The 26,747-nt window shown below is 70.5% G+C and carries 21 protein-coding genes and 1 riboswitch; of the genes, 20 read left to right on the plus strand and 1 reads right to left on the minus strand.

Annotated elements, in window-relative coordinates; all coding sequences use genetic code 11:
* The first annotated feature begins 35 nt into the window (after positions 1-35).
* The 5 genes from O3W51_RS05590 (at position 36) to O3W51_RS05610 (ending at position 8,728) form a co-directional block, all read left to right on the plus strand.
* Positions 36-827, plus strand: a complete 792-nt coding sequence (locus tag O3W51_RS05590) for an ABC transporter ATP-binding protein (RefSeq protein ID WP_138356083.1) — start codon at positions 36-38, stop codon at positions 825-827.
* Entirely contained in the window at positions 824-3,391 is a 2,568-nt protein-coding gene (locus tag O3W51_RS05595; RefSeq protein ID WP_269284212.1) for an ABC transporter permease, read from the plus strand. The genes O3W51_RS05590 and O3W51_RS05595 overlap by 4 nt, the downstream gene beginning before the upstream one ends.
* 197 nt (positions 3,392-3,588) lie before the next feature.
* Positions 3,589-7,122 carry a transcription-repair coupling factor gene (gene mfd, locus O3W51_RS05600; protein WP_138356085.1) on the plus strand — a complete coding sequence of 1,178 codons (3,534 nt, stop codon included), beginning with the start codon at positions 3,589-3,591 and terminating at the stop codon, positions 7,120-7,122.
* A 164-nt stretch (positions 7,123-7,286) separates the two neighbouring features.
* On the plus strand, positions 7,287-8,300 hold the full coding sequence (locus O3W51_RS05605) for a glycosyltransferase family 2 protein (RefSeq protein ID WP_138356086.1): 1,014 nt from the start codon (positions 7,287-7,289) through the stop codon (positions 8,298-8,300).
* Positions 8,300-8,728: a GtrA family protein gene (locus O3W51_RS05610; protein WP_164296803.1), complete on the plus strand. Its 429-nt coding sequence runs from the start codon at positions 8,300-8,302 to the stop codon at positions 8,726-8,728. The genes O3W51_RS05605 and O3W51_RS05610 overlap by 1 nt, the downstream gene beginning before the upstream one ends.
* On the opposite strand, the gene O3W51_RS05615 is transcribed toward O3W51_RS05610, so the two are convergent.
* Positions 8,709-10,139, minus strand: a complete 1,431-nt coding sequence (locus tag O3W51_RS05615; RefSeq protein WP_138356087.1) for a DUF2079 domain-containing protein — start codon at positions 10,137-10,139, stop codon at positions 8,709-8,711. The genes O3W51_RS05610 and O3W51_RS05615 overlap by 20 nt on opposite strands.
* A gap of 306 nt (positions 10,140-10,445) precedes the next feature.
* On the opposite strand from O3W51_RS05615, the gene O3W51_RS05620 reads away from it, so the two are divergent.
* The 15 genes from O3W51_RS05620 to O3W51_RS05690 all read left to right on the plus strand — a co-directional run bounded on the left by O3W51_RS05620 (position 10,446) and on the right by O3W51_RS05690 (position 26,547).
* Positions 10,446-11,081, plus strand: a complete 636-nt coding sequence (locus O3W51_RS05620; RefSeq protein ID WP_269284224.1) for a hypothetical protein — start codon at positions 10,446-10,448, stop codon at positions 11,079-11,081.
* Complete coding sequence (locus tag O3W51_RS05625; RefSeq protein WP_138356089.1) at positions 11,078-12,637, plus strand: serine/threonine-protein kinase; 1,560 nt, start codon at positions 11,078-11,080, stop codon at positions 12,635-12,637. Before O3W51_RS05620 ends, O3W51_RS05625 begins: the two co-directional genes overlap by 4 nt.
* 68 nt (positions 12,638-12,705) lie before the next feature.
* On the plus strand, positions 12,706-13,422 hold the full coding sequence (locus O3W51_RS05630) for an HNH endonuclease family protein (RefSeq protein WP_138356090.1): 717 nt from the start codon (positions 12,706-12,708) through the stop codon (positions 13,420-13,422).
* A 125-nt stretch (positions 13,423-13,547) separates the two neighbouring features.
* Positions 13,548-14,189 carry a SurA N-terminal domain-containing protein gene (locus tag O3W51_RS05635; protein ID WP_187144900.1) on the plus strand — a complete coding sequence of 214 codons (642 nt, stop codon included), beginning with the start codon at positions 13,548-13,550 and terminating at the stop codon, positions 14,187-14,189.
* 117 nt (positions 14,190-14,306) lie between these two features.
* A complete protein-coding gene (locus tag O3W51_RS05640; RefSeq protein ID WP_138356092.1) occupies positions 14,307-15,278 on the plus strand; it encodes a nucleoside triphosphate pyrophosphohydrolase in 972 nt (323 codons plus the stop codon).
* A gap of 77 nt (positions 15,279-15,355) precedes the next feature.
* A complete protein-coding gene (locus O3W51_RS05645; protein ID WP_138356093.1) occupies positions 15,356-16,057 on the plus strand; it encodes an endonuclease V in 702 nt (233 codons plus the stop codon).
* Complete coding sequence (locus O3W51_RS05650; RefSeq protein ID WP_269284231.1) at positions 16,050-17,363, plus strand: cytochrome P450 family protein; 1,314 nt, start codon at positions 16,050-16,052, stop codon at positions 17,361-17,363. Before O3W51_RS05645 ends, O3W51_RS05650 begins: the two co-directional genes overlap by 8 nt.
* Before the next feature lie 209 nt (positions 17,364-17,572).
* A complete protein-coding gene (locus tag O3W51_RS05655; RefSeq protein WP_187144899.1) occupies positions 17,573-18,535 on the plus strand; it encodes a LysM peptidoglycan-binding domain-containing protein in 963 nt (320 codons plus the stop codon).
* A gap of 260 nt (positions 18,536-18,795) precedes the next feature.
* A riboswitch (cyclic di-AMP (ydaO/yuaA leader) is annotated at positions 18,796-18,968 on the plus strand.
* 4 nt (positions 18,969-18,972) lie between these two features.
* Positions 18,973-19,671 carry a LysM peptidoglycan-binding domain-containing protein gene (locus O3W51_RS05660; protein ID WP_164296790.1) on the plus strand — a complete coding sequence of 233 codons (699 nt, stop codon included), beginning with the start codon at positions 18,973-18,975 and terminating at the stop codon, positions 19,669-19,671.
* 243 nt (positions 19,672-19,914) lie between these two features.
* Positions 19,915-21,198 carry a phosphopyruvate hydratase gene (gene eno / locus O3W51_RS05665; protein WP_138356096.1) on the plus strand — a complete coding sequence of 428 codons (1,284 nt, stop codon included), beginning with the start codon at positions 19,915-19,917 and terminating at the stop codon, positions 21,196-21,198.
* A gap of 115 nt (positions 21,199-21,313) precedes the next feature.
* Positions 21,314-21,817, plus strand: coding sequence for an FtsB family cell division protein (locus O3W51_RS05670; protein WP_138356097.1), 504 nt, complete (start codon positions 21,314-21,316; stop codon positions 21,815-21,817).
* Between the two features lie 44 nt (positions 21,818-21,861).
* Positions 21,862-22,410 carry a DUF501 domain-containing protein gene (locus O3W51_RS05675; RefSeq protein ID WP_138356098.1) on the plus strand — a complete coding sequence of 183 codons (549 nt, stop codon included), beginning with the start codon at positions 21,862-21,864 and terminating at the stop codon, positions 22,408-22,410.
* On the plus strand, positions 22,407-23,351 hold the full coding sequence (locus O3W51_RS05680; protein WP_138356099.1) for a Ppx/GppA phosphatase family protein: 945 nt from the start codon (positions 22,407-22,409) through the stop codon (positions 23,349-23,351). The genes O3W51_RS05675 and O3W51_RS05680 overlap by 4 nt, the downstream gene beginning before the upstream one ends.
* 309 nt (positions 23,352-23,660) lie before the next feature.
* Positions 23,661-25,070 (plus strand): NAD(P)/FAD-dependent oxidoreductase, encoded by a 1,410-nt coding sequence (locus O3W51_RS05685; protein WP_138356100.1) that lies wholly within the window; start codon positions 23,661-23,663, stop codon positions 25,068-25,070.
* Positions 25,071-25,236: 166 nt separating this feature from the next.
* Positions 25,237-26,547, plus strand: coding sequence for an SAM-dependent methyltransferase (locus O3W51_RS05690; RefSeq protein ID WP_138356101.1), 1,311 nt, complete (start codon positions 25,237-25,239; stop codon positions 26,545-26,547).
* The last annotated feature ends 200 nt before the right edge of the window (positions 26,548-26,747 follow it).

Below are 26,747 nucleotides of genomic sequence, written 5' to 3' on the forward strand. Positions count from 1 at the left end.
GCCCGACGAAACACACGAGATTTCAGGAGATAGCAGTGACAACGGCTGTAACGATTCCCAAGTCCGGGGGCAGCGGAGAGCGTTCGGCTGTTGCCGCCCGTGCACGTCAGGTCACCAAGTCGTACGGCACCACCGAGGACACGCGCGTGGTCGCGCTGGACGCGGTGGACGTGGACATCGCCCGTAGCGGTTTCACCGCCATCATGGGCCCGTCCGGTTCCGGCAAGTCGACCCTGATGCACTGCCTGGCGGGCCTGGACTCGGTCACCAGCGGACAGATCTGGGTCGGTGACACGGAGATCACCAAGCTGAAGGACAAGAAGCTCACCCAGCTCCGCCGGGACCAGATCGGCTTCATCTTCCAGGCGTTCAACCTGCTCCCGACGCTCAACGCGCTGGAGAACATCACGCTGCCGATGGACATCGCGGGCCGCAAGCCCGACCGCGAGTGGCTGGACCGCGTCATCGAGACCGTCGGCCTGGCCGGGCGTCTCAAGCACCGCCCGAACCAGCTCTCCGGTGGCCAGCAGCAGCGTGTCGCGGTCGCCCGCGCCCTCGCCGCCCGCCCCGAGATCATCTTCGGTGACGAGCCGACCGGAAACCTGGACTCGCGCGCCGGCGCCGAGGTGTTGGGCTTCCTGCGCCGCTCGGTCGACGAGCTCGGCCAGACCATCGTCATCGTGACCCACGACCCGGTCGCCGCCTCCTACGCGGACCGCGTCATCTACCTGGCCGACGGCCGCATCGTCGACGACATGGCGAACCCGACGGCCGACTCCGTTCTCGAGCGCATGAAGTCCTTCGACGCCCGTGGGAGGGTGTCGTGACCGTCTTCAAGACATCGATGCGCAACTTTGTCGCGCACAAGGGCCGGATGGTGCTCAGCGCCGTCGCCGTGCTCCTTTCGGTGGCGTTCGTCTGCGGCACCCTCGTCTTCACCGACACCATGACCGCGACCTTCGACAAGCTCTTCGCCTCCACGGCGTCGGACGTCTCGGTCAGCGCCAAGAAGGTCGACGACGCCCAGGAGACCGGCAAGCCGGAGACCGTTCCGGCCTCGCTGCTGGCGAAGCTGCAGCAGACCGCCGGGGTGCAGCAGGTCGAGACGCAGGTGGTCAGCGACAAGATCACCGTCGTCAACAGCAAGAACGAGAACGTCGGCTCCAAGACCGGTGCGCCCACCATCGCCATCAACTGGGACGAGCGCGACAGCAAGAAGTCGGTGGAGCTCACCTCCGGCCACGCGCCGCGCGGTCCGACCGAATCGCTGATCGACGCCGACACCGCCGCCAAGAAGGACCTGAAGATCGGCGACTCGCTCCGGGTCATCGCCACCCCCGGTGACTTCAGCACCCGGATCGTCGGCATCGCGACCTTCAAGACCACCAACCCCGGTGCCGCGCTCATCTACCTCGACACCCCGACCGCGCAGAGCAAGCTGCTCGGCACCACGGACGCGTACACGAACTTCGGCCTGACCGCCAAGAGCGGCGTCAGCGACGCGCAGCTGAAGAAGGACGTCACGGCCGCGGTCGGCACCGACTACAAGATCCAGACGGCCGCCGAGGCCAACGCCGAGGCCAAGGACGACATCGGTTCGTTCCTGAACCCGATGAAGTACGTCATGCTCGGCTTCGCCTTCATCTCGGTGTTCGTCGGCATCTTCCTCATCATCAACACCTTCTCGATGCTGGTCGCCCAGCGGACCCGCGAGATCGGCCTGATGCGGGCCATCGGCTCCAGCCGCAAGCAGATCAACCGGTCCGTGCTCTTCGAGGCGCTGATGCTCGGCGTCCTCGGCTCGGTGCTCGGCATCGGCGGCGGCATCGGACTCGCCATCCTGCTGATGAAGCTCATGGGCAAGCTCGGCATGCACCTGGACACCTCCGAGCTGACCATCAAGGCCACCACCCCGGTGATCGGCCTCGCGATCGGTGTCATCGTCACGGTGGTGGCCGCCATGCTGCCCGCCCGGCGGGCAGGCAAGATCTCGCCGATGGCCGCCATGCGGGACGCCGGAACTCCGGCGGACGGCAAGGCCGGCAAGGTCCGCGCCACCATCGGTGTGCTGGTGGCCCTGGCCGGCGGCGCCGCCCTGGTCGCGGCGGGCAAGGCGGACAAGGCGTCCCAGGGCTCCTCGTTCCTCGGCTTCGGCGTGCTCCTCACGCTGATCGGCTTCGTGATCGTCGGCCCGCTGCTGGCCGGAGTGCTCGTCCGCGCCCTCAGCACCGTCTCGCTGCGGTTCTTCGGACCGGTCGGCCGCCTCGCGGAGCGCAACGCGCTGCGCAACCCGCGGCGTACCGGCGCCACCGCCTCGGCGCTGATGATCGGCCTCGCGCTGGTCGCCGGACTGTCCGTGGTCGGCACCTCGATGGTGGCCTCGGCCACCGACCAGCTCGACAAGTCGGTCGGCGCGGACTTCATCCTGCAGACCGACAACCAGCAGCCGCTGAGCCCCTCGCTGGCCAAGGCCATCCACTCGGCCGGTCACCTGGAGCACGTCACCGACTACACGGGCACCAACGCCAAGCTGACCACCCCGGACGGCAAGGTCTCCACCAAGCAGCTGACGGCCGCCAGCCCCACCTACGCGCGGGACCTGCGCGTCGAGGCAGTCCAGGGCAAGCTGTCCGACGCCTACGGCGACAACTCGATGTCGGTCAACGAAGGCTTCGCCACGGATCACGGCATCAAGATCGGCAGCGAGCTGACCGTCGCCTTCGTCGGCGGCGAGACCGCGAAGCTGAAGGTCGCCGCGATCACGTCGGACGACACCACGTTCGACAAGGGCGCGATGTACACGAACATCGCCACGGCGAAGCGGTTCCTGCCGGCCGACAAGTTCCCGCCCAACCAGATCATGTTCGCCAAGGCCGTCGACGGCCAGGCGAAGGAGGCGGCCGCGTCCCTCAAGGAAGCGGTCAAGGACTACCCGCAGCTCACCGTCCGGGACCAGACCGACTACAAGGACCTCATCAAGAGCCAGGTCAACCAGCTGCTCTACATGATCTACGGGCTGCTCGGCCTCGCGATCGTCGTCGCCATCCTCGGCGTCGTGAACACGCTGGCCCTGTCGGTCGTCGAGCGGACCCGTGAGATCGGCCTGATGCGGGCGATCGGAATGTCGCGACGCCAGCTGCGGCGGATGGTCCGGCTGGAGTCCGTGGTCATCGCCCTCTTCGGCGCCCTGGTCGGCCTCGGCCTGGGCATGGGCTGGGGCATCTCGGCGCAGCGGCTGATGGCCACCGTGGGCTTCGGAGTCCTGGAGATCCCGTGGGGGACGATCATCATCGTCTTCTTCGGATCGGCCCTCGTCGGCCTGGTGGCCGCGCTGGTCCCCGCCTTCCGGGCGGGCCGGATGAACGTGCTCAACGCCATCGCCTCCGACTAGGCAGTCTCCCCACTGCCTACCAGGCGGCCCCGGAACGCAACCCCCCGCGTTCCGGGGCCGCCGTTTGTCGCCGCTCGGTGCGTCACATGTGATCGAGCGGCAGCGACTGTCGGTGGGGCGTCGTACGCTGGAAGAACCCCGGCCCGTTTGACGTGTCGGGCGTTCGCGTTGTCCAGCCCTGGGACGGAAACCCCTTCATGAGTCTGAACGGTCTGCTCGACGTCGTCGTGAACGATCCGGCCCTCGCCGAAGCGGTCAAGGCCGGTACCGACGGCAATCGCCCGTACGTCGACCTGGTGGGGCCGGCCGCCGCCCGGCCGCTCGTGCTGGCGGCCCTCGCCGCCCGCACCGGCCGTACGGTCCTGGCCGTGACGGCCACCGGCCGGGAGAGCGAGGACCTGGTCGCGGCGCTGCGCTCGCTGCTGCCGCCGGACTCCGTCGTGGAGTACCCGGCGTGGGAGACGCTGCCGCACGAGCGGCTGTCGCCGCGCTCCGACACGGTCGGCCGCCGGCTCGCCGTGCTGCGCAGGCTCGCACACCCGCGGGCGGACGACCCGACGGCCGGGCCCGTGAAGATCGTCGTCGCGCCGATCCGTTCCGTGTTGCAGCCGCAGGTCAAGGGGCTGGGCGAGCTGGAGCCGGTGTCCCTGCGCAGCGGGCAGAGCGCGGATCTCGGCGAGGTCGTGGACGGCCTGGCGGCCGCCGCGTACGCCCGGGTGGAGCTGGTCGAGAAGCGTGGCGAGTTCGCGGTGCGCGGCGGGATCCTCGATGTCTTCCCGCCGACCGAGGAACACCCGCTGCGGGTGGAGTTCTGGGGCGACGACGTCGAGGAGATCCGGTACTTCAAGGTCGCCGACCAGCGCTCGCTGGAGATCGCCGAGCACGGCCTGTGGGCACCGCCGTGCCGGGAGCTGCTGCTCACCGACGAGGTGCGGGCGCGCGCGGCCGAGCTGGCGATCCGGCACCCCGAGCTGAACGAACTGCTCGACAAGATCGCCGAGGGAATCGCCGTCGAGGGCATGGAATCGCTGGCTCCGGTCCTGGTGGACGATATGGAGCTGCTGCTGGACGTGCTGCCGTCCGGGAGCATGACGGTCGTTTGCGACCCGGAGCGGGTCAGGACACGCGCCTCCGACCTGGTCGCCACGTCGCAGGAGTTCCTTGAGGCGTCCTGGGCGGCCTCCGCCGGTGGCGGGGTGGCGCCGGTGGACCTGGGCGCGGCCTCGCTGTGGTCGATCGCCGATGTGCGTGACCACGCCCGGCAGCTGGGCACGCCCTGGTGGTCGATCAGCCAGTTCGCCGCGGATGCCGAGCTGGACGAGGACACCCTGCAGCTGGGCATGCGCGCGCCCGAGCTGTACCGGGGGGACACCGCCCGCGCGCTCGCCGACACCAAGGGCTGGCTGGCCGACGGCTGGCGCACGGTCTATGTCACCGAGGGCCACGGCCCGGCCGCCCGCATCGTGGAGGTGCTGGGCGGCGAGGGCATCGCGGCCCGTCTGGACATGGACCTGGCCGATCTGGAGCCGTCCGTCGTCCATGTCTCGACCGGTTCGATCGAGCACGGCTTCATCGACGCGGGGCTCAAGCTGGCCGTGCTGACGGAGTCCGACCTCACCGGGCAGAAGTCCTCCACCAAGGACATGGGGCGGATGCCGTCGCGGCGCCGCAAGACCATCGACCCGCTGACCCTGCAGCCCGGCGACTACATCGTGCACGAGCAGCACGGCGTGGGCCGCTACGTCGAGATGGTGCAGCGCACCGTCCAGGGCGCCACCCGCGAGTACCTGCTCGTCGAGTACGCGCCGGCGAAGAAGGGACAGCCCGGCGACCGGCTCTTCGTGCCGACCGACCAGCTGGAGCAGATCACCAAGTACGTCGGCGGCGAGGCCCCGACGCTGCACCGGCTCGGCGGCGCCGACTGGACGAAGACCAAGGCGCGCGCCAAGAAGGCGGTCAAGGAGATCGCCGCCGACCTCATCAAGCTCTACTCGGCGCGGATGGCGGCCCCCGGCTACACCTTCGGGCCCGACACCCCGTGGCAGCGCGAGCTGGAGGACGCCTTCCCGTACGTGGAGACGCCCGACCAGCTGACCACCATCGCCGAGGTCAAGGAGGACATGGAGAAGTCGGTCCCGATGGACCGGCTGATCTGCGGCGACGTCGGCTACGGCAAGACCGAGATCGCGGTCCGCGCCGCCTTCAAGGCGGTCCAGGACAGCAAGCAGGTCGCGGTGCTGGTCCCGACCACGCTGCTGGTGCAGCAGCACTTCACGACCTTCTCCGAGCGCTACGCCCAGTTCCCCGTGACGGTGAAGGCGCTGTCGCGCTTCCAGTCCGACAGCGAGGCCAAGGCCGTCCTGGAGGGGCTGCGCGACGGCACGGTCGACGTCGTCATCGGCACCCACCGGCTGTTCTCGTCCGAGACGAAGTTCAAGGACCTGGGCCTGGTCATCGTCGACGAGGAGCAGCGGTTCGGCGTCGAGCACAAGGAGCAGCTGAAGAAGCTGCGGGCCAACGTGGACGTGCTGACGATGTCCGCCACCCCCATTCCCCGCACGCTGGAGATGGCGGTCACCGGCATCCGCGAGATGTCGACGATCACCACCCCGCCGGAGGAGCGGCACCCGGTGCTGACCTTCGTCGGACCGTACGAGGAGAAGCAGATCGGCGCCGCGGTCCGGCGTGAACTGCTGCGCGAGGGCCAGGTCTTCTACATCCACAACCGGGTCGAGTCGATCGACCGGGCGGCGGCGCGGCTGCGCGAGATCGTGCCGGAGGCGCGGATCGCCACCGCGCACGGGCAGATGGGCGAGAGCGCGCTGGAGCAGGTCGTCGTCGACTTCTGGGAGAAACGCTTCGACGTGCTGGTCTCCACGACGATCGTGGAGTCCGGCATCGACATCTCCAACGCGAACACCCTCATCGTGGAGCGCGGCGACAACTTCGGTCTCTCGCAGCTGCACCAGCTGCGCGGCCGCGTCGGCCGGTCACGCGAGCGCGGCTACGCCTACTTCCTGTACCCGCCGGAGAAGCCGCTCACCGAGACCGCGCACGAGCGGCTGGCGACCATCGCGCAGCACACCGAGATGGGCGCGGGCATGTACGTGGCGATGAAGGACCTGGAGATCCGCGGGGCGGGCAACCTGCTCGGCGGCGAGCAGTCCGGGCACATCGCGGGCGTCGGCTTCGACCTCTACATCCGGATGGTCGGCGAGGCGGTCGCGGACTACCGCTCGGCCCTGGAGGACGGCGGCGAGCCCGACGAGACACTGCTCGACGTCAAGATCGAACTGCCGGTGGACGCGCATGTCCCGCACGACTACGCACCGGGGGAGCGGCTGCGCCTGCAGGCGTACCGCGCCATCGCCGCCGCCAACAGCCACGAGGACATCACCGCGGTCCGCGAGGAGCTGACCGACCGGTACGGCAAGCTGCCGGAGCCGGTGGAGAACCTGCTGCTGGTGGCCGGGCTGCGGCTGCTCGCCCGCAAGGTCGGGGTCAGCGACATCACCCTGGCGGGCAGCAACGTCCGGTTCGGCCCGGTCGAGCTGCGCGAGTCGCAGGAACTGCGGCTCAACCGGCTCTACCCGCGCACGGTCCTGAAGAACGCGGCCCGTCAGGTCCTCGTACCGCGCCCGACCACCGCCAAGATCGGCGGCACACCGGTCATCGGACGGGAACTCCTGCTCTGGACGTCGGAGTTCCTGACCACGATTCTCGACAACTGAGACCCGACCGACGGGTTTCCGAGGGGTAACCGATACACAACCGGCGCCGCCGCGCCGTGAGTCACGTGGCGTTCAGATCGCCGTCATGTGGCCCTTGCGCGGCGGCCGCGCGGGGGTCGTGTACCGCGGGCAGCATTTCCGTGTATCCCACGGAAAGTGAATCCATGCGCCTGTCCGTTGTCGTTCCCTGTTACAACGAGGAATCCGGTGTAGAGCTTTTCGACGCGAAGATCCGGGAGACCCTGGACCTCCTCCCCGTCGAGTACGAGCTCTGCTATGTGGACGACGGCAGCTCGGACGCGACGCTGGAACGCCTGCGTGGCCTGGCCGAGCAGCATGTGGGCAGCACCCGGTACGTCTCGTTCAGCCGGAACTTCGGCAAGGAGGCCGGCATGCTCGCGGGGCTCCGCGAGGCCACCGGCGACGCCGTCGTGCTGATGGACGCCGATCTGCAGCACCCGCCGGAGCTGATCGTGCGGATGCTGGAGCTGTTCAGCCGCGGCCACGACCAGGTGATAGCCCGCCGCACCAGGGAGGGCGACAAGTTCGTCCGCAGCACCGTGAGCCGGCTGTACTACCGGATGGTCAACAAGTGGGTCGACGTCGAACTGACCGACGGGGTCGGTGACTTCCGGCTGCTCTCCCGCCGCGCGGTCGACGCGCTGCTGTCGATGCCGGAGTACAACCGCTTCTCCAAGGGGCTGTTCTCCTGGATCGGCTTCGACACCGTCACCTTCGACTACCGCAACGCCGCCCGCGCCGCGGGGGAGACCAAGTGGCGGTTCGGGGCGCTGCTCAACTACGGGATCGACGGGCTGATCTCCTTCAACAACCGCCCGCTGCGGATGGGGATCCACCTCGGCCTCGCGCTGGCGGGCCTCGCCGGGCTGTACGCCGCCTGGGTCACGGTCGCCGCGGTGGTCGGCGGGGTGACCGCGCCCGGCTATGTGACACTGATCGTCGCCATCGTCGGGCTCGGCGGGCTGCAGATGATGATGCTGGGGCTGATGGGCGAGTACATCGGCCGTATCTACTACGAGTCCAAGCGGCGGCCGCACTTCCTCGTGAAGGAGACCAACGTGCCGCCCGCCACCTTCGGCGGCCCGGACAGCGCCCCCGCCAGCGGTGCGGCGCTGCTGGCGGAGCGCCCGGCGCCCGCGTCGGAGGGCCGGCGCTGATGCCCGTACGTCTCCTCCAGGTGGTGCGCTTCGGCCTGGTGGGTGTGGTGAACACCGGCACCTTCTACGGCTGCTACCTGCTCCTGCACCGCTGGATGCCCTACTACCCGGCGTATGTCGTGGCGTTCGTGCTGAGCATGATCGGCTCGTTCTTCCTCAACACGTACTTCACCTACCGGACCCGGCCGACCTGGCGGAAGTTCCTGTTCTTCCCGCTGACCAACCTGACGAACTTCACCGTCACCTCGGTCGGCATGTACGTCCTGGTGGAGTGGTGCGGGGTGGGGGAGAAGCCCGCCCCGCTGATCGCGGCGGCCGCCGCGATCCCCGTGACGTTCCTGCTCTCCCGGCGGATCCTGCTGACCCGCGAGCAGCCGGCCCCCGCCCAGGAGCCCGCCCTCACCCCGGCTACGCGCGACGCAGGATGACGTAGCCCTCGCTGTTGGCGATCTGGGTGTAGGCCGCCGACGGATGGAGCTGGTGGGCGTACTCGACCGGGTCGGGGACCCAGCCGTCCCCGTTGTCGATCGCGATGTAGTCGGGGACGACGTTCTTGGCCCCGCCGACCCAGTAGACGGTGCAGCGGTTGACGAGCCTGCTGATCGGCCCGACGTTGGCCTCGACGCTCGCACCGTCCGGGATCTGCCGCAGCAGCTTCTCGACGGCCTTGACGTGTTCGCCGGGCTGGTACGTGGCGGTGTGCGTGAGATCCGCCAGCGGGAGAGTGGTGCTCAGCGCCAGGGCCGCGGCCGCCACGGCGGCCGGCACCTGCGAGGCGTAGGAGCGCAGCCAGCCCCGCGGGCTGTTGCGCGACTCGTTGACGGCGTCGACGAGGGCGAGGAGGACGACGGGCATCAGCACGGCGCTGTAGTGCCAGTCCAGGCCCCAGTAGTGGTCGTCGTGGGAGATGAAGCGCCAGCCGATGGTGGGCAGCGCGGCGATCAGCAGCGGGGAGCGCAGCGCGAGCAGCCCGCTGGTCGGCAGCAGGATCCACAACAGGGTGCGCAGCGCGGTGTCCGGCGCAATGGTGCCGGCGACGGGCGCGCCGCTGCCGCCGAGCTTGTTCCAGTAGTCGTAGCCGCCGCTGTTGTTGAAGGCGGGGATGAGGACGCCGAAGGCGATGGCGGCGAAGGCGATACCGAAACCGATGAGCCAGATCGCGTACGACGCGGTCCGCGGATCCTCGCGCCGGGTCCGCAGCAGCACGACGACACCGATGGCGGCGACGGTCGCGCCCATGTCCTCCTTGACGAGGATCAGCGGCAGCGCCCACCACATGGCGGTCTTCCACCGCTTGCGCAGCACGGCCTCCAGGGAGAAGGCGAGCATCGGCATGGCGAAGGCGATCTCGTGGAAGTCGAACTCGATCGCCCGCTGCACCCCCCACGACAGGCCGTAGGCGACACCGACGGCCAGCCCCCGGCCGCGGCCGAGGAAGTGCGCAGCGACCCGGGTGACCGGGACGACGGAGAGCGCGAAGAGGACGGCCTGCACCACGAGGAGGGTGACCGGGGTGGGAAAGACCCGGTAGAAGGGGGCGACGAGGGCCGTGATGGGGCTGAAGTGATCGCCGAGGATATTGGTCCCGGGGCCCTTGAGATCGGCGACCGGCGCCTGGAAGTGCGCATAGGACTTGATTGCCTGCTCGAAGATCCCGAGGTCCCAGGACATCGTCGCCATCCGCCGGAACCGGCACACCGACAGGGTGGCGTACGCGACGAAGAGCGCGCCGGCCAGCCAGTACGGGTCGAGCCGGGGGCGGAAGAGCCGCTGCAAGCGGCTGCCGGGAGAGGAGCTGTTCCCGTGCTGGGCGGGGATGGCCGCGGTAGCCATGTCCATGCTGCGTTCCTTTCGCACGGGAAGACGCGCGGCACCCTCGGCCGGTGCACGCCCGCCACGAAAAGATACGTGAGTGGCGCGGGTATGTGGTTCGGCCGGCCGTTCTCCGGTCACCGCAACCACCCGTATCGCAGTCTGCGTCGCTCTTGGTGACAGCGGCCGGACCGTCGGCCGGACGGTGGCGGGGGTGCACGGTGTTCGTGCGGGGTGTGGTCCGGTCCGAATTGTTGTGGCATCGCCAGACCGCTCGTCCGCCCCTGCCGATACGCTCGCTCTTCCAGCCGAGACTTTTGTTCAGGAGCAGCCATGAACGGCCCAGGCATCGTGCCGCCCCAGCCGAGTGACGGCACACGTTCCGGGCTGCGAGTCCTGTTCGTGCTGCTCGCGGTGCTGTCGTGCGGAATGCTCGCCTGGACACCGCTGCTGCGCGTCGCCCTGCTGCGCCGGCGCAACGCCGTGGACTGGGTGCTCTGCGGCGCCAGCTGCGTCCTGACCGTCGTACTGGTGGCGCTCCTCGGCAACGGCGGCGACAGCGGCGAGAGCGGCAACAGGAACAGCCCGCGGGACAACGCGGTGGTCTCCATCCTGGTGATCCAGGCCATCGCGGTGGCGGTGTACTACCTGGTCTCCGACATCCGGCACTTCCGGGAGGTGGACGCGCAGAACGCGTCCAGGGCGTACGGGCAGCAGCAGTTCCCCTACGCCGCCCCGCAGCCGCCGCGCCAGCAGGTGCACCAGACGCAGCTGCCGACCCCGCGCGCCGACTACAACCCGTACCGGGACACCCCCACCTCCACCCCGGCTCCCACCGCTCCGGTGGCCCCGGACCCGGCCGCGACGCCGACCCCGGGACCGGCCGGCACGCCCGCGCCGCGCATCGACCAGGTCCGCGCCGAGCTGGACGAGCTGAGTGACTACCTCCGCAAGGAAGAAGGCCGGTGAACGGCCGGCTCGTCGCGGGGCGGTACGAGCTGGCCACCGTTCTCGGCCAGGGCGGCATGGGCCAGGTCTGGACGGCGTACGACCGCCGACTGGACCGCCGGGTCGCGGTGAAGCTGCTGCGCCCCGACAAGGTCGCTGGCGGCGAGAACGTCGCCGAGCTGCGCCAGCGGTTCGACCGCGAGTGCCGGGTCACCGCCCAGGTCGACCACCCCGGCCTGGTCACCGTCCATGACGCGGGCACCGACGGCGACGAGCTGTACCTCGTCATGCAGCACGTCGAGGGCCAGGACCTGGCGGACCACCTCGCCGAGCACGACCCCTACCCGTGGCCCTGGGCGGTGGCGGTCGCCGCCCAGTTGTGCGCGGCGCTCTCCGCCGTCCACGCGGTGCCGATCGTGCACCGCGACCTGAAGCCGAGCAATGTGATGGTGCGCCCCGACGGCACCGTCGTCGTGCTCGACCTCGGCGTCGCGTCCGTCATGGACACCGACACCACCCGCCTCACCCACACCGGCACCCCGATCGGCAGCCCCGCGTACATGGCGCCGGAACAGGCGATGGGCGGCGCCGTCGGACCGCGCACCGACCTGTACGCGCTCGGGGTGGTCCTGCACGAACTACTCAGCGGCAACGTCCCGTTCCACGGCTCCACCGCGCTCGGCGTCCTGCACCGCCATCTCTACGAGGCCCCGGTCGCGCTGCGCCAGCTGCGGCCCGAGGTGCCCGCGCCGCTGGAGTCCCTCGTCCTGCGGCTGCTCGCCAAGGACCCGCAGCACCGGCCCGCCGACGCCCAGCGCGTCTACGGTGAACTCGCGTCAATGCTCCCGTCCGCCGGGACCGCGCACGCGCAGCGCCCGCCCGGGCCGATGGACCCCACCCGCCCGTTCCTGCGCCCGCACGCCCCCTGGCCGGACCGGCCCGGTACCGGCCAGGAAGGTGTCCAGGTGCCGGCCATGCCGTCGACGCCGCCTTCCACCACGCCGACGCCGCCGGCGGGGCCGGACATCGCCGCCGCGGTCGACGAGGTCAGACGGCTGCTCGACGCGGGCCGCATCACGCAGGCCGTCGACATCCTCGGGGGCGTGCTGCCCGCCGCCGCCGCGAAGCACGGCGAGCACTCACCGATCGTGCGCATGCTGCGCAAGCAGTACGCCGCCACGCTCATGGAGGACGGCCAGTTCCGCCGCGCGTTCCCCGAACTGCGGCGGCTGGCGGACGAGTTCGCCACCCAGAGCGGTCCGGCCGACCGGCAGGTCCTGCAGTTCCGCTACGAGGCGGCGCAGTGCCTCGAACAGCTCGGCGAGGCCGGCGCCGCCCTCGGCGAATACCGCACCCTGCTGCCGTACTTCGAGCGGTACGCGGCCACCGACCCGGTCGTCCCGCTGGAGATCCGCCGCCGGATCGGCAACCTCCTGCTCTCCGTCGGCGACCGCGCCACCGCCCGGGAGGTGCTCGCACGGCTCCTCTACGACGCCGACCGCGTGCACGGACCGCACCATCCGTTCTGCGTCGAGTTGCGCCGCACCCTGGCATGGCTGGGCCAAGTTCGGGCATGAGGCGAGCAGATGGGTGGTCCGACCGGGCCGCTCCGGACGCCGGGCTGTCAACGCCATAAGGTGCGAGCATGGTCAAACGCGGGGCACGGGCACCACACATACTCCTCTGCGGGCTGGCGGTCGCCGGACTGCTCGGCGCGGCGGGCTGCAAGGCCGACACCGCGGGCGGTGCCGGGAACGGCAACGGCAACGGACCGGGGAAGTCGGCTCCCGGCGGCAGCGCGCTGGCCGCCGTCGACTCCCTGACCGTCAAGGGGCGGGCGCCGAAGACCGGTTACACGCGGGAGAAGTTCGGCAAGTCCTGGGTCGACACCGACCACAACGGCTGCGGGACGCGCGACGACATACTGAAGCGCGACCTCACCGCGGAAACGTTCCGCGCGGAGAAGGGCGGCGACTGCGTCGTCACCTCGGGGAAGCTGGACGACCCGTACACCGGGCAGCAGCTCACCTACACCCGGGGCAAGAGCACGATCGACATCGACCACGCGGTCGCGCTCTCCGACGCCTGGCAGAAGGGCGCCGGGCAGTGGACGACCGACAAGCGGGTGCAGTTCGCCAACGACCCGATGAACCTCATCGCCGCCGACGCGTCCGCCAACCGCTCCAAGGGCGACGGCGACACCGCGACGTGGCTGCCGCCGAACAAGGGCTACCGGTGCGCGTACGTGGCGCGGCAGGTCGCGGTGAAGAAGAAGTACGGGGTGTGGGTCACCGCCGCCGAGAAGGACGCGATGCGCAAGCAGCTGAACACCTGCCCGAACGAGAAGCTGCCCACCAGCTGAGCCGTTCGGGTTCGGCCGGACACGGCCCAGTTCGGCGGAGTGCTGGATATCGAAGCGGTCCGCTCCATATCCTCGATCTTCGCAAGGTCGAAGCACCGCCGCTCGATCCCATGCCGGGAGGCACCATGGTCCGCCGACGCACCGCCGTCTCGCTCGCCGCCGCCGCACTCGTGGCGATGACCCCTGTGATCAGCGCGTGCGGCACCCCGCACGCGGGGGCCGCCGCAGTGGTGGAGAACGAGACGATCTCCGTCTCGGACCTCCAGTCGAAGGTCAACGCGGTCCGCACCGCGCAGGAGAAGTCGCCCCAGGCGGCGGCCCTCATCGAGGGCAGCAGCGACCTGACCAGCCAGACGCTCGGCACGATGGTGGTGACCCGGCTGCTGGACCGCGTCGCCAAGGACGCGGGGGTCACGGTCACCCGCTCCGACGTCGGGCAGATGCGGACGGCACTGGAGGCCCAGTCCGGCGGGCCGGACGCGCTGGCGCCCGCGCTGCTGGAGAAGTACAACGTCGCGCCCTCCGACATCGACGCCTTCTGCCGGCTGCAGGTCGAGGCGGGCAAGATCATCTCCAGTCTCGGCGTCGAGCCCGGCAGCGACGGCGGAAGCGCGGCCCTGAACCAGCTGCTCGCCAAGACCGGCAAGGACATGAAGATCGACGTGAACCCCCGCTACGGCACCTGGGACGTCCAGAACGCCCGCCTGGGCGCCACCCACGAACCGTGGCTCGTCCCCGTGGCGACCGCCCCCGTCCAGGGCGCCTGACCCCGACCGGGCGGCCGGCCCACCCCGGCCGCCCGGGGCCGGACCCCGGGGGTCCGCTCCCGGGACGGGGCGGAGCAGGGGCGCGGGGCGGGGTAGGTTCGAGCGGTGGATGACTTGATGACCCCCGCGCCAGGCCGCCTCGTACTGCTCACCACCAGCCACCGTGTGGCACCCGGTCTGCTGTCGTGGCCCGCGTGGGAACTGCTGCGCGGTGCCGACCAGGTCATCTGCGCCGACCCCGGGCATCCGCAGCTTCCGTATCTGCGGGAGGCGGGCGTACGCGTCGTGCACGCGGCGCCGACCGGGCGGGAACTGGTGGACGCCACCGCCGGTGAGCGGACCGTCGTCTATCTGCCGGCCGCTGACAACGACCCCGCGGTCACCGACGAACTGGCCCGCCTCGGCGGGTCGGGGCGGGTCGCGATGCCGGACCTGGAACTGCTGCCCGGCTCGTACGACCTGCCGGGCGCGCGGCTGCTCGATCTCGTGCAGGTCATGGACCGGATCCGCGCGGAGTGCCCGTGGACCCGTGAGCAGACCCACACGGACCTCGCCAAGTACGGCATCGAGGAGATGTACGAACTGGTCGAGGCGATCGAGGAGGGCGACCGGGAGTCGCTGCGCGAGGAGCTCGGGGACGTACTGCTGCAGGTCGTCTTCCACTCCCGGATCGCCGAGGAGGACGCGGAGGAGCCGTTCTCGGTCGACGACGTCGCCGGCACGATCGTCGACAAGCTGATCCACCGGCACCCGCACATCTTCGGGGACGAGGTCGCCGAGACTCCCGAGGCCGTCCAGGCGAACTGGGTCCGGCTCAAGGCCGTGGAGAAGCAGCGCGACTCGGTGACGGACGGGGTGCCCGTCGGGCAGCCGGCGCTCGCGCTGGCCGCGCAGCTCAGCGGCCGGGCGCGCAGGGCCGGGCTGCCGGTGCCGGACGCCGCCGGCGTCGAGGTGCCGTCGGACCAGACGGCGCTCGGCGACCTGCTGCTGGCACTGGCCTCCGCGGCCACCGCCGCCGGGCTCGACCCGGAATCCGCGCTGCGGGCCGCCGCCCGCCGCTACCGCGACACCCTGCGCGCAGCCGAATAGACCGACGGAGCAGGCAGGGGATGTCCGGCGCGGAATCCGGGGCGACCGGGCTCCGGGCCGCAACGTAGCGTTCTGCCATGCAGATTGATGTGCCGCACGAGTGGCCCGCCGGTGAGGCGCAGGCGCTGGAGATCCAGGACCGGCTGCGGGCGCGGGCGGACCATCGCGGGCCAGGCCCGCGCGAGCCGCGCTTCGTCGCCGGGCTGGACGTCGCGTACGCGGGCGACGGGAACGGCACGGGCGACCGGGTGGCCGCGGCCGTCGTCGTACTGGACGCGCGGACGCTCGCGCCGGTGGAGCAGGCGACAGCCGTCGCCGAGACCTCGTTCCCTTATGTCCCGGGGCTGTTCGCGTTCCGCGAGCTGCCCGCCCTGGTCGAGGCGCTGCGCAAGCTGAGCACCGTCCCGGATCTGCTGGTCTGCGACGGTCACGGGCTGGCGCACCCCCGGCGGTTCGGCCTCGCCTGCCACCTCGGGGTGATCACCGGCATTCCGACCGCCGGGGTCGCGAAGACACCGTTCACCGGACGCCACGACCCGGCCGCGCTGGGCCCGGAACGCGGGGCGTTCGTACCGCTCGTCGACGACGGGGAGACCGTGGGCCGCGTGCTGCGCACCCAGCGGGGCGTCAAACCGGTCTATGTGTCGACAGGGCACCGCATCGACCTGGACACCGCGTGCCGGCACGTCCTCGCGCTGGCGCCGGAGTACCGGCTGCCGCAGACGACCCGGCTCGCCGATCGGCTCTGCCGGGACGCGCTAGCGTCAGGGGGTGCCTGACGAGACTGCCGCAACCCCCGCGCCCACCCCCGCCACCCCTCCCGCCCCCACCCTCTTCACCTGGGAGTTCGCCGCCGATCCGTACCCGGCGTACGCCTGGCTGCGCGAGCACTCGCCGGTGCACAGGACCACGCTCCCCAGCGGCGTCGACGCCTGGCTGGTGACGCGGTACGCGGACGCGCGGCAGGCGCTGGCGGACGCGCGGCTCAGCAAGAACCGGGGTCATCACAGCGAGGGCGCCAACGCCAAGAACAAGGTGGGCATCCCCGGCGAGCGCGGCGCGGATCTGATGACGCACCTGCTGAACATCGATCCGCCGGACCACACCCGGCTGCGGCGGCTCGTCTCCAAGGCGTTCACCCCGCGCCGGATCGCGGAGTTCGCACCGCGGGTGCAGGAGCTGACCGACCGGCTCATCGGCGGTCTGCAGGTGGACGAGGCGGGCGCGGTGAAGTCGGAGGCGGACCTCATCCACGAGTTCGCGTTCCCGCTCCCCATCTACACGATCTGCGATCTGCTGGGCGTCCCGCCCGAGGACCAGGACGACTTCCGGGACTGGGCGGGCATGATGATCCGCCACGGCGGCGGCCCGCGCGGCGGCGTCGCCCGGTCGGTGAAGAAGATGCGGGCGTATCTGCTGGAGCTGATCCACCGCAAGCGCGCGGACCCCGGCGACGATCTGATCTCCGGGCTCATCAAGGCGAGCGACCACGGTGAGCACCTGTCGGAGAACGAGGCCGCCGCGATGGCCTTCATCCTGCTCTTCGCCGGTTTCGAGACCACCGTCAACCTCATCGGCAACGGCGTCTACACGCTGCTGCGCCATCCCGAGCAACGCGCCCAGCTCCAGGCGTCCATCGCCCGTGGTGAGACGGACCTCCTGGAGACCGCGGTGGAGGAACTGCTGCGGTACGACGGGCCGGTCGAGCTGGCGACGTGGCGGTTCGCGACGCAGTCGCTGACGATCGGCGGGCAGCGGATCGGGGAGGGCGAGCCGGTGCTGGTGGTGCTGGCGGCGGCCGACCGCGACCCCGACCGGTTCGACGGACCCGACACGTTGGACCTGGCGCGCCGCGACAACCAGCACGTCGGCTACGGGCACGGCATCCACTACTGCCTGGGCGCCCCGCTGGCCCGCCTGGAGGCGCAGTCCGCGCTCGCGACGCTGCTGACCCGGCTCCCGGACCTGCGGCTGGCGGCCGAGCCGGACGATCTGCGGTGGCGCGGCGGCCTCATCATGCGCGGGCTGCGGACGCTGCCGGTGGGTTTCACCCCCGAAACCGGAATCCTCGAATCGACGTCCTGAGTCCAGCCTTTCACACCGTTAATCCCTGACGGGACGTCAAAAATGTCCCGTACAAGAGGTAAGGGCTGAAATCGACCGTGACCTCAACGTGATGCCCGCTACACCGACTTGTGATGCGATGGTCAACACCGCTACGTTCTGCGGTCATCGCAGGCTTCTCGAAGATGACGCAGGACCGTAGTCGATGTTTTTTGGAGAAGGGTGACCGCATGCTGAAGTCCGGGAACGGCAGACACCGCCGACCGCGCCAGGCCCCGACCGCCATCGTGGTGGTCGCGGCGACCGGAGCGGGGATCGCACTCCCGTTGCTCGGTGCAGGCGCCGCGCAGGCGGCCGATGCCACGGTCTGGGACAAGGTGGCGGTATGTGAGAGCGGCGGCATGTGGAGTGCCAACCCCGGCAACGGCTTCTACGGTGGTCTGTCCATCACCGAGGACACCTGGGAGCAGTACGGCGGCACGGTCTACGCCGAGCGCCCCGACCTGGCGAGCCGCTCGCAGCAGATAGCCGTGGCCGAGACGCTGCTCAAGGAACTCGGGCCGGACGCCTGGCCCGGTTGCTCGGGACCCGCGGGACTCGTGACCGGCGGAGCGCCGCCGAAGATCGACCCGGGCTCGATCCTGCCCCCGCTGGTCACCACGAAGCCGACGGCGCCCACCACGACGCCGACGACACCCGCGGCGCCCACGACGCCGACGACTCCTCCGGCGTCCACCACGCCGACGACTCCGTCGACGCCGACCGGCACTCCGACGACCGACCCGACGGCCGATCCTTCGGACGGCACCACGCCGGCCACCACGCCGACCGCCCCGAGCCCCTCCTCGGACCTGGCGGACACCACGCCGGGAGCCGCGGGCAAGAGCCCGGGCAAGCACGCGAAGCCCGGATCGCCGGACTCCTCCGACGGGCAGAGCACCGACCGCGCCTCGCGCGACGCCGACCGGTCCGCGGGTACCGCCGACGGTCTGAACGGTGATCAGAACACCGGTCAGGGCGACGTGGCGGCCAACGGCGACTACGTCGTCGTGCCGGGCGACAACCTCTGCGACATCGCCGCCGACCATCATCTGCAGGGTGGATGGAAGGCGCTTTATGGGGCAAATGACCAGATTGTTGGGGACAATCCCGACCTGATTCTCCCTGGGCAGCACCTGGACTTGAGCTTCTGAGACCGCTCAACACGATCCCGGCACCCCGGACCTTGTGACAAGGGTCTCCGTGGCGGCTGTGACGGCTCGCTCGCACTGCGCCGCTTTTCTCCCTTCCGACCTGCGGTTCTGTGGGTCCGCTCAGCCGGATGGGGGAGTTGCTGTACGACCCCGGGATGTTTGTCCTCGCCGGGATCGTGTGTTTAACGTCGTACTGCTCGCCACAGCGGGCCCCGCCGGTCAGGATCGCCGAGTCCTGCCGCCGACCGACGGGAACAGTCGACGCGAAAGCGCCGTAGGCAGGAGCGGGGGACCCAAGGTCTTCCGCCGGCCCGGCCCCGAACTCGTGGGGGACGGACCGGCTTGGGGTGAAGCAGCACGGCGAGAGCCGCGCAGCCGGGCAACTCACGCCCGAACCCGACAGCTGACCTCGTAGGCGTCGGTGAGGATGAACAACCATGGCTAAGCACCGTCGCCCGTCCAAGTTCACCCGAATTGCCGCGATTGCCGGTGTCACCACCGCCGCGATCGCCGTTCCGCTGCTGGGTGCCACCGGCGCCTCCGCCGCTTCGGTCGCCACCTGGGACGCTGTCGCCCAGTGCGAGTCCGGCGGCAACTGGTCGATCAACACCGGTAACGGCTACTACGGCGGCCTGCAGTTCTCGCAGTCCAGCTGGGAAGCCGCCGGCGGCACCGCGTACGCCGCCCGTGCCGACCTCGCCACCAAGGACCAGCAGATCGCGGTAGCCGAGAAGCTGCTCGCCCTGCAGGGCCCGGGTGCCTGGGCCTGCGCCGGCGCCGGCAACCTGACCGCCGGTGGCCCGGCCGCCGACGTGAACACCGGTTCCTCGACGAAGAGCACCCCGTCGAAGAGCACCACCTCGCGCGACACCTCGGACACCGCCAGCCGCGGCAAGTCCGAGAACCGCGCCCCGGTCAAGAAGACCAAGCCCGCCGCCAAGCCGGCCGAGACCAAGAAGGCCGCCCCGGTCCAGCAGGGCAACGGCGAGTACAAGGTCGTCACCGGCGACAGCCTTTCCGAGATCGCCCAGGCGCACCACGTCGCCGGCGGCTGGGAGAAGCTGTTCGAGCTGAACAAGAGCATCGTCAGCGACGCCGACCTGATCTACCCGGGCCAGCAGCTGCACCTCAGCTGAGACCGATAGCCCTACCCCAAGACTCCCCGGCCAGGCACGCACTCCCCCCGAGCGTGCCGGGCCGGGGTTTTGGCGTCGGCCACCGCGGCGTAAGGCGCCGTTGGTCACCTGTTGTCAGCCTTTGGGCCCTTTTTCGTCTCATGAGTCGGCCGATCGACTGGTCTACCCTCCCCGGGCGGTTAGGCTCGTGCCGCAAGAGCAGAGAGACACGCATCAGCTGTACACAGCCTGAAGGAGACACTCGTGCCGTCCATCGACGTCGTCGTAGCCCGGGAAATCCTCGACTCACGAGGCAACCCCACCGTCGAGGTCGAGGTCGGCCTCGACGACGGCAGCACCGGCCGTGCGGCCGTGCCGTCCGGTGCCTCGACCGGAGCCTTCGAGGCCCTGGAGCTTCGCGACGGTGACAAGAGCCGCTACATGGGCAAGGGCGTCGAGAAGGCCGTTCTCGCCGTCATCGAGCAGATCGGCCCGGAGCTGGTCGGCTACGACGCCACCGAGCAGCGGCTGATCGACCAGGCGATGTTCGACCTGGACGCCACCCCGGACAAGTCCTCGCTCGGCGCCAACGCCATCCTCGGCGTCTCGCTCGCCGTCGCGCACGCCGCCTCCGAGGCGTCCGACCTGCCGCTCTTCCGCTACCTCGGCGGCCCGAACGCGCACGTGCTGCCGGTCCCGATGATGAACATCCTGAACGGCGGGTCGCACGCCGACTCGAACGTGGACATCCAGGAGTTCATGATCGCGCCGATCGGTGCCGAGTCCTTCTCCGAGGCCCTGCGCTGGGGCGCCGAGGTCTACCACACGCTGAAGGGCGTGCTGAAGGAGCGCGGGCTGTCCACCGGCCTGGGCGACGAGGGCGGCTTCGCGCCGAACCTCGACTCCAACCGCGAGGCGCTCGACCTCATCGTCGAGGCCATCAAGAAGGCCGGCTACCAGCCGGGCCAGGACATCGCGCTCGCGCTCGACGTCGCCGCCTCCGAGTTCCACAACGAGGACGGTTCGTACGACTTCGAGGGCAAGAAGATCTCCGCCGGCGAGCTCTCGGACTACTACGCCGAGCTGGTCGCCGCGTACCCGCTGGTCTCCATCGAGGACCCGCTGAACGAGGAGGACTGGGAGGGCTGGAAGGCTCTCACCGCCAAGCTCGGCGACAAGGTCCAGATCGTCGGCGACGACCTCTTCGTCACCAACCCGGAGCGCCTGCAGCGCGGTATCGACGAGGGCTCGGCCAACGCGCTGCTCGTCAAGGTCAACCAGATCGGCTCGCTCACCGAGACCCTCGACGCGGTCGAGCTGGCCCAGCGCAACGGCTTCAAGTGCATGATGTCGCACCGCTCCGGTGAGACCGAGGACGTCACCATCGCCGACCTCGCCGTCGCCACCAACTGCGGCCAGATCAAGACCGGCGCCCCGGCCCGCTCCGAGCGCGTCGCCAAGTACAACCAGCTCCTGCGCATCGAGGAGATCCTGGACGACGCGGCGGTCTACGCCGGCCGTTCCGCGTTCCCCCGCTTCAAGGGCTGACCCGGCCGGCCCGAGGGCTGATCGGCGGCACCGCCCGCACGTCTGACCTACGTCCCCGCGCCCGGTCCCGTACCGTGGCCGGGGACGTAGGTACGTGCGGACGAGGGGAGACGGCGTGGGGGCGGATCGGTTCTCCACCGCGGCGCGGCTGAAGGCGATCGGCCAGGAGGCGCAGGCCCGCGTCTACCGCGCGGCGACCAGGCGCCCCGCCCCCCGGCGCAGCAAGCTCACCGGGCGGGCCGCGCTGCTGGCGCTCGTGCTCTGTGCGCTGATCGTCGCTCTCGCCTATCCGATGCGGCAGTACATCGCCCAGCGCTCGGACATCGCCGACCAGCGCAAGGAGGCCCAGCAGGCCAAGCAGCGCGTCGAGCAGCTGCGCGAGGAGAAGGCCCGCTGGCAGGACAACGAGTACGTGAAGACCCAGGCCCGCAAGCGGCTGCACTTCATGCTGCCCGGTGAGACCGGCTATACGGTGGTGAGCCCGACCCCGAGCGGCGCCCCCGACAGCGACCCCGCCGGCCGCCGGTCCTCGGACGAGGCCGCCGCGCACCGCCCCTGGTACGACAATTTCTGGGACAGCGTCGACCACGCCGACGCCGCCGGGACCCCCCGGCGGTAGCCGGGCACCGCCCGCCGCTGACCTTCCACGATCGAGAACGGCTCATGACAGATCACCCCGCGCCCACCCCCCGCACCACGCCGACCGAGGCCGACATCGCCGCGTTCAAGGAGCAGCTGGGCCGCCCGCCGCGCGGCCTGCGGGCCATCGCCCACCGCTGCCCGTGCGGACAGCCGGACGTGGTCGAGACCCAGCCGCGGCTGGAGGACGGTACGCCGTTCCCGACGCTGTACTACCTGACGTGCCCGCGCGCCGCGTCCGCCATCGGGACCCTGGAGGCCGACGGCGTCATGAAGGAGATGACGGCCCGGCTCGCCGAGGACCCGGAGCTGGCCGCCGCGTACCGGGCCGCGCACGACGACTACATCACCCGCCGGGACGCCATCGAGGTGCTGGAGGGCTTCCCGAGCGCGGGCGGCATGCCCGACCGGGTGAAGTGCCTGCACGTCCTGGTCGGTCACTCGCTCGCCGCCGGCCCCGGGGTCAACCCGCTGGGCGACGAGGCCATCGCGATGCTGCCCGACTGGTGGCGCAAGGGCCCCTGTGTCAGCGGCGGCTGCGCCACCGCGACCACCGACGAGGTGCAGAAGTGACACGCGTTGCGGCCATCGACTGCGGTACCAACTCCATCCGGCTGCTCGTCGCCGACGCCGACCCGGTCACGGGTGAGATCGAGGACCTCGACCGGCGGATGACGATCGTCCGGCTCGGGCAGGGCGTGGACCGCACCGGACGGCTGGCGCCCGAGGCGCTGGAGCGGACCTTCGCGGCCTGCCGTGAGTACGCCGCCGTCATCAAGGAACTCGGGGCGGAGCGGCTGCGCTTCGTGGCGACGTCCGCCTCGCGCGACGCCGAGAACCGCGCGGACTTCGTCCGCGGTGTGGTGGACATCCTGGGCGTCGAGCCCGAGGTGATCAGCGGTGACCAGGAGGCCGAGTTCTCCTTCACCGGCGCCACCAAGGAGCTGACGGGTCACGACGGCCACGCGAAGCCCTACCTCGTGGTCGACATCGGCGGCGGCTCGACCGAGTTCGTGGTCGGCGACGACAGCGTGCTCGCGGCCCGCTCGGTCGACATCGGCTGTGTGCGGATGACCGAACGGCACCTGACCGCCGACGACGGCACGATCATCGACCCGCCGACGCTCGGCCGGATCACCGCCATCAAGGCCGACATCAACGCCGCGCTCGACGAGGCGGCCGCCTCCGTCCCGCTGGAGCAGGCCCGCACCCTCGTCGGACTGGCCGGCTCCGTCACCACGGTCGCGGCCGTCGCGCTGGGTCTGACGGAGTACGACTCGTCCGCGATCCACCATTCACGGATCTCCCTGGAGCAGGTCAGGGAGATCACCGGACAGCTCCTCGCGGCCACCCACGCGGAGCGCGCGGCCATCCCCGTGATGCACCCGGGACGGGTCGACGTGATCGGCGCGGGAGCGCTCGTGCTGCTCCAGATCATGGAGCGGATCGGGGCCCAGGAGGTCGTCGTGAGCGAGCACGACATCCTCGACGGCATCGCCTGGAGCATCGCGTAGCACGAAGTTTGTGAAACTCTTCACATGAAGTTCCGGTCCTACGGCCCAGTTTTCCAAGGCCGTGGGGCCCGGGACCCCTCGGAACCCTTGTGGCGCGGTGTTTCCGCGGTGTTACAGCCCCTTGGACACATGCCCAAAGGGCGCCGATCTTCGCTGATCAGATGGTGCGCTCAACGGCCCGTCCGGGTCTCAGGTTCCCTCTGGGGGCTGTGGGCCTGGTCACGCGGCCGGGAAGTGTAGCAGAGGGTGTCCAGGACCTTGTGAAGGGGCTCACGAGCACCCCCCCATCAGGTGCTGGATACTCGAACCATGAGCACTTCGGAGCGTCCACGGATCCTCGTAGTAGGCGGCGGATACGTCGGCCTGTACGCGGCGCGCCGCATCATGAAGAAGATGCGGTACGGCGAGGCGACGGTCACTGTCGTCGACCCGCGCTCGTACATGACGTACCAGCCCTTCCTTCCCGAAGCTGCCGCCGGCAGCATCTCCCCGCGCCATGTCGTCGTCCCGCTCCGACGCGTGCTGCCCGGTGCGGAGGTGCTCACCGGCCGCGTGATGAACATCGATCAGGACCGCAAGGTCGCGTCGATCCAGCCGCTCGTGGGTGAGACCTACGAGCTGCCCTTCGACTACCTGATCATTGCGCTCGGCGCGGTCTCCCGTACCTTCCCGATCCCCGGCCTGGCCGAGAACGGCATCGGTATGAAGGGCGTCGAGGAGGCCATCGGCCTGCGCAACCACGTCCTCGAGCAGCTCGACAAGGCCGACTCCACGACGGACGAGGACGTCCGCCGCAAGGCGCTGACCTTCGTCTTCGTCGGCGGTGGCTTCGCCGGCGCGGAGACCATAGGCGAGGTCGAGGACATGGCCCGCGACGCCGCCAAGTACTACCCGAACGTCAAGCGCGAGGACATGCGCTTCATCCTCGTCGACGCCGCCGACAAGATCCTCCCCGAGGTCGGCCCGCAGCTCGGCGAGTGGGGCCTTGAGCACCTGCGCGAGCGCGGTATCGAGGTCTACCTCAGCACGTCGATGAAGTCCTGTGTCGACAAGCACGTGGTGCTCGCCAACGGTCTGGAGGTCGACGCCTCCACGATCGTGTGGACCGCGGGCGTCAAGCCGAACCCGGCGCTCGCCCGCTTCGGTCTCCCGCTCGGCCCGCGCGGCCACGTGGACACCTCGGAGAAGCTCCAGGTACAGGGCACCGACTACATCTGGGCCGCGGGCGACAACGCCCAGGTCCCGGACATCGCCGCCCGCAAGGCCGGCGTCGAGAACGCCTGGTGCCCGCCGAACGCCCAGCACGCGCTGCGCCAGGCCAAGGTCCTCGGCGACAACGTGGTCTCGGGGATGCGCGGCTTCCCGCAGCAGACCTACGCCCACGCCAACAAGGGCGCAGTCGCCGGTCTCGGTCTGCACAAGGGCGTGGCGATGATCGTGGTCGGCAAGACCAAGATCAAGCTCAAGGGCCGGCTGGCCTGGTACATGCACCGTGGCTACCACGGCATGGCCGTCCCGACCTGGAACCGCAAGATCCGGGTCTTCGCCGACTGGACGCTCGCGATGTTCCTCAAGCGCGAGGTCGTCTCGCTCGGCGCCATGGAGAACCCCCGCGAGGAGTTCTACGAGGCGGCCCGTCCGGCGCCGGCCCCCGCGAAGGCGGCCGTCCCGGCGAACGCGGCCACCGCCGAGGCAGCCGAGAAGGCCAAGGCTTCCTGACGACGAGTCACACCGGTCCGGCAGGCCCGGTCGCACGAACGTAAGGCCGAAGGGGCGTCCGCCATCCGTGGTGCGGGCGCCCCTTCGGCGTACCCCCCGGGGACGCCCGGGTGGTTGGGCCGGAAAATCACTCGCGTCGACGGCCGTCCGTCGTACGCTCGTACGCATGGCAGATGCGGCCCGTCGCATGCGCGACCTTGCTGAAAAAGCCCTACGAGAACCGTTCCCGCTGCGCATCCGCGCCTGGGACGGAAGCGAGGCCGGACCCCCGGACGCCCCCATGCTCGTCATGCGGCGGCGCCGGGCGCTGCGCCGGCTGCTGTGGAAGCCCGGTGAGCTGGGACTGGCCCGCGCCTGGGTCGCCGGCGACCTGGACATCGAAGGCGATCTGTACGAGGCGCTGGACCTGATCGCCGGCATCGTCTGGGACACCGACGAGGACGGCGCACCGCACCCCGGCGGTTTCCGCCGCGCGGTGGACCTGTTGCGCAACCCGCACACCTATCGGTTGGCCCGCGAGGCCCTCGTGCTCGCCGGGCCGGGGCTGCCACCGTCGCCGCCGCCCGAGGAGGCCCGCCGCCGGTTCGGCCCGCTGCACAGCCCGGGCCGCGACAAGCAGGCCATCAGTCACCACTACGACGTCGGCAACGACTTCTACGAGCGTGTCCTCGGCCCGTCGATGGTCTACTCCTGCGCCTACTGGGAGCACCCCGAGACCACCCTCGAAGAGGCCCAGTACGCCAAACTCGACCTGGTCTGCCGCAAGTTGGCGCTCCGGCCCGACCAGACGCTGCTGGACGTCGGCTGCGGCTGGGGCTCGATGGTGCTGCATGCCGCCGAGCACTACGGGGTGCGCGCCGTCGGCATCACGCTCTCCACCGAGCAGGCCGCGTACGCCCGCAAGCGCGTCGCGGAGGCCGGGCTCACCGATCGCATCGACATCCGTGTCCAGGACTACCGGGCGGTCGCGGACGGCCCGTACGACGCGATCTCGTCGATCGGCATGGCGGAGCACGTCGGCCGCGACCTGTACCGCGAGTACGCCGCCCACCTCTACGGCCTGCTGCGGCCGGGCGGCCGGCTGCTCAACCACCAGATCGCCCGCCGCCCCTGGGCGGACGAGGAGGCGTACCACGTCGACGAGTTCATCGACCGGTACGTCTTCCCGGACGGCGAGCTCGCGCCGGTCGGCTCGACCGTCTCCCGGCTGGAGGAGGCCGGATTCGAGGTGCGGGACGTCGAGGCGCTGCGGGAGCACTACGCGCTGACGCTGCGGGCCTGGGTGCGCAATCTGGAGGACCACTGGCAGGAGGCGGTGCGGCTCACCGGTGCCGGACGGGCGCGGGTGTGGCGGCTGTACATGGCCGCCAGCGCGCTGTCCTTCGAGCAGAACCGTATCGGCGTCAACCAGGTCCTGGCCGTCAGGACCAGGCCCTCCGGGGCGGCGGGCATGCCGCCGGCCCGGCCGTGGCCCTAGGTCGTGTCGTCAAATTCCCTCCCCCCAGCTACCGCTGGGAGGTGCCCCCACCGCATGGACTCCCTCCTCCGCCTTGCGATCGCACGCACCAAGCCCCGCCGGCCCCGCCCTCCGGGCGGACGACGCTCATTGGACGACATTCCCAGCAGCCAGCCGAAGGCCTGAACAGCGCCGTGGGCTCTCCCGGACGGATCCGGGAG

Origin of the sequence: Streptomyces sp. H39-C1 (assembly GCF_027158125.1) — a bacterium.
GTDB lineage: Bacteria > Actinomycetota > Actinomycetes > Streptomycetales > Streptomycetaceae > Actinacidiphila > Actinacidiphila fildesensis.

Bases quoted from the DNA above. Each gene is read 5' to 3' on its own strand.
- mfd (WP_138356085.1), top strand. From the start codon at position 3,589: ATGAGTCTGAACGGTCTGCTCGACGTCGTCGTGAACGATCCGGCCCTC.
- O3W51_RS05605 (WP_138356086.1), top strand. From the start codon at position 7,287: ATGCGCCTGTCCGTTGTCGTTCCCTGTTACAACGAGGAATCCGGTGTA.
- O3W51_RS05610 (WP_164296803.1), top strand. From the start codon at position 8,300: ATGCCCGTACGTCTCCTCCAGGTGGTGCGCTTCGGCCTGGTGGGTGTG.
- O3W51_RS05615 (WP_138356087.1), bottom strand. From the start codon at position 10,139: ATGGACATGGCTACCGCGGCCATCCCCGCCCAGCACGGGAACAGCTCC.
- O3W51_RS05620 (WP_269284224.1), top strand. From the start codon at position 10,446: ATGAACGGCCCAGGCATCGTGCCGCCCCAGCCGAGTGACGGCACACGT.
- O3W51_RS05630 (WP_138356090.1), top strand. From the start codon at position 12,706: ATGGTCAAACGCGGGGCACGGGCACCACACATACTCCTCTGCGGGCTG.
- O3W51_RS05635 (WP_187144900.1), top strand. From the start codon at position 13,548: ATGGTCCGCCGACGCACCGCCGTCTCGCTCGCCGCCGCCGCACTCGTG.
- O3W51_RS05640 (WP_138356092.1), top strand. From the start codon at position 14,307: ATGACCCCCGCGCCAGGCCGCCTCGTACTGCTCACCACCAGCCACCGT.
- O3W51_RS05645 (WP_138356093.1), top strand. From the start codon at position 15,356: ATGCAGATTGATGTGCCGCACGAGTGGCCCGCCGGTGAGGCGCAGGCG.
- O3W51_RS05655 (WP_187144899.1), top strand. From the start codon at position 17,573: ATGCTGAAGTCCGGGAACGGCAGACACCGCCGACCGCGCCAGGCCCCG.
- O3W51_RS05660 (WP_164296790.1), top strand. From the start codon at position 18,973: ATGGCTAAGCACCGTCGCCCGTCCAAGTTCACCCGAATTGCCGCGATT.
- O3W51_RS05675 (WP_138356098.1), top strand. From the start codon at position 21,862: ATGACAGATCACCCCGCGCCCACCCCCCGCACCACGCCGACCGAGGCC.
- O3W51_RS05685 (WP_138356100.1), top strand. From the start codon at position 23,661: ATGAGCACTTCGGAGCGTCCACGGATCCTCGTAGTAGGCGGCGGATAC.
- O3W51_RS05690 (WP_138356101.1), top strand. From the start codon at position 25,237: ATGGCAGATGCGGCCCGTCGCATGCGCGACCTTGCTGAAAAAGCCCTA.